The following is a 2,520-nucleotide window of genomic DNA, read 5'->3' on the forward strand; positions in this document are numbered from 1 at the left end:
ATTGAGATGGCACTTCCGCGCCATGACACAGCCTGTCGCGATCATCGTGGCGGTACCGAAACCGAATTCTTCGGCTCCGAGGAGCGCGGCGATGATGACGTCCTTTCCCGTCCTCAGCCCTCCGTCGACCCTCAGTCTCACTCTCCCCCGCAATCCGTTTTCGATTAAGATAGCCTGTGTCTCTGCAAGCCCTGTTTCCCAGTAATCGCCGGCATTCTTGATAGAGCCTATCGGCGAAGCGCCTGTACCCCCCTCGCATCCGCTTATCTGGACGATGTCGGCGTATGATTTCGCAACTCCGGCAGCCACCGTGCCGACGCCTTTTTCCGAAACGAGCTTCACGCAGACCTTTGCCTCGGGGTTTGCCTGTTTCAGGTCGTGAATCAGCTGGGCGAGGTCCTCTATGGAATAGATGTCGTGGTGGGGGGGCGGTGATATGAGAAGGGTAGAGGGGCTGCAGTGTCTCAGCATCGCTATATATTCGGTAACCTTGTTTTCAGGGAGATGGCCTCCCTCTCCTGGTTTTGCGCCCTGAGCGATCTTGATCTCGAGGTCGCGGGCAGATGCCACATAAGTGGGAGTTACACCGAATCTGCCCGAGGCGATTTGCTTTATCGCGCTGTTTTTCGGGGACCAGTATCTCAGGGGATCCTCGCCTCCCTCGCCGCTGTTGCTCTTTATGCCGAGGGCATTACAGGCCTCGGCGATCGTTTCATGGGCCTCGGGAGAGAGGGCGCCAACGGACATCGCCCCGGAGAAGAAGCGCTTCAATATCTCCTCCTCCGCTTCGACTTCCTCCAGGGGAACCGGACCGCCTTTCTTGTGAGTGAGGAGATGGCGGATGAATACTGGTCTCTCATCCGCGAGCCGCGAGAACTCCCGATAGAGTCGATAGTCGCCGCTCCTGACGAACCTGTTCAGGGCCGCAACCGCGAGGGGCGACCAGGCATGCCATTCTCCTTCCTTCCTCTGGAGTAAGTCTCCCCCCTGATTGATGACCGGCTCGGGTGCCGCGAAACCGGCTTCATGCCTTTTCATGAGCGAATCTTCGATCTCGGCCAGACCGTCGGACTCGATGCTGATTGAGGTATCTCCGAAAAAGGCATCGACAAAATCCTTGTTTAAACATAAGGCATCGAAGAGGGCAGCGGCGTGATAGGAATTGATCGTCGAGATTCCCATTCTTGCGATCACCTTCAGGAGTCCATCCTCAAGCGCCTTCTTGTAGTTATGAACCGCTTCTGGGAAAGGGATCGTGATCGTTCCCCTTGCGCACATCTCCTCGATTGTTTCATAGGCGAGATAGGGATATACTGCCGAGGCCCCGTATCCGATGAGGCATGCCATGTGGTGGATCTCTCTTGCCTCTCCCGTCTCGATAATGAAACTCACCCTGTTCGCGAGGTGCTTCCTCCTGAGGTGATCGAAAGAAGCCGCGATGGCAAGAAGGCTCGGGATAGCAATCCTCTCTTTCGAGATGTCCCTGTCTGAGAGAAGCAATAAGACAACGCCTTTCCGCACCGCCTCTTCAACGCTCTTCTGCAGTCTCCTGACGGCAAACGAGAGAGGGGAATCGAAGCCCCGGCCCGGAGCGCAACAGGTCATGAGGTCTCCGCCCTGCAGCTCCTCCCCGAATTCCTCCCGCGAATAGGTCAGGGGTATCCTCTCTATTTTGAAGGCGGCCTGCTCCTCGATTCCCTTCATCTCCTCGGAAAGGAGGATAGGCGAATCGAGGCTGAGACGCCTCGCATGCTCTTCGGTCTCTATCAGGAAATTCCTCTTATGTCCGAGGTTCATCCTCAGCGACATGACCATCCTCTCCCGTATGGGATCTATGGGAGGGTTCGTCACCTGCGAGAATCTCTGCTTGAAATATCTGAAAAGGAGAGGGGGCCTCCCAGAAAGCGGAGGGAGGGGGGTATCGTCCCCCATCGAAAAGATCAGTTCCTTTGCCGTTTCCGTCATCGTCTTTATGGATGTATCGATCTCCTCCATGGTATAGCCGAACGCGGCCTGTCTCCGCCGGGTATCATCAAGGGGTTCGGAAACCATGGTCTTCACCTTTCCGAGCCTCGTGAGGGATCTTTCTATCCACTTGCGGTAGGGTTTTTGCGATATGATCTCTCTGATGACGTCTTCAGTGCATGCCACTCTGCCTTTCTGAAGGTTCACGGAGAGGGTATCTCCCGGGCCCAATCTCCCCTTTTCTCTTATGGTCCTGTCTCCGAGGTCTATCATGCCTGTTTCAGAGCCTAAAACGAGGATGCCGTCTTCCGTTATCGCGTATCGGAGCGGCCTGAGACCGTTTCTGTCGAGGTGAGCGCCGACGGTATTTCCGTCCGTGAAGGCGACCGCTGCCGGGCCGTCCCAGGGTTTCATCCGGAGGGACTGATATTCGAAGAACGACTTTTCTTCCTCGGATAAATCCGAGGTCTCCCATGCCGGAGGGATGCAGAGCATGAGGGCATGCTCAGGCGAATAGCCCGCAAGCATGAGGAGTTCGATGATCCTGTCGAGAGA

1 protein-coding gene is annotated in these 2,520 nt (G+C 56.1%); it reads right to left on the reverse strand.

Features of this window, described 5'->3' with window-relative positions:
• The coding region (locus tag VEI96_06005; GenBank protein HXX57535.1) for a glutamate synthase-related protein at positions 1-2,520 on the reverse strand (2,520 nt) is incomplete at both ends.

It is taken from the genome of Thermodesulfovibrionales bacterium (assembly GCA_035622735.1).
Classification (GTDB): Bacteria; Nitrospirota; Thermodesulfovibrionia; order Thermodesulfovibrionales; family UBA9159; genus DASPUT01.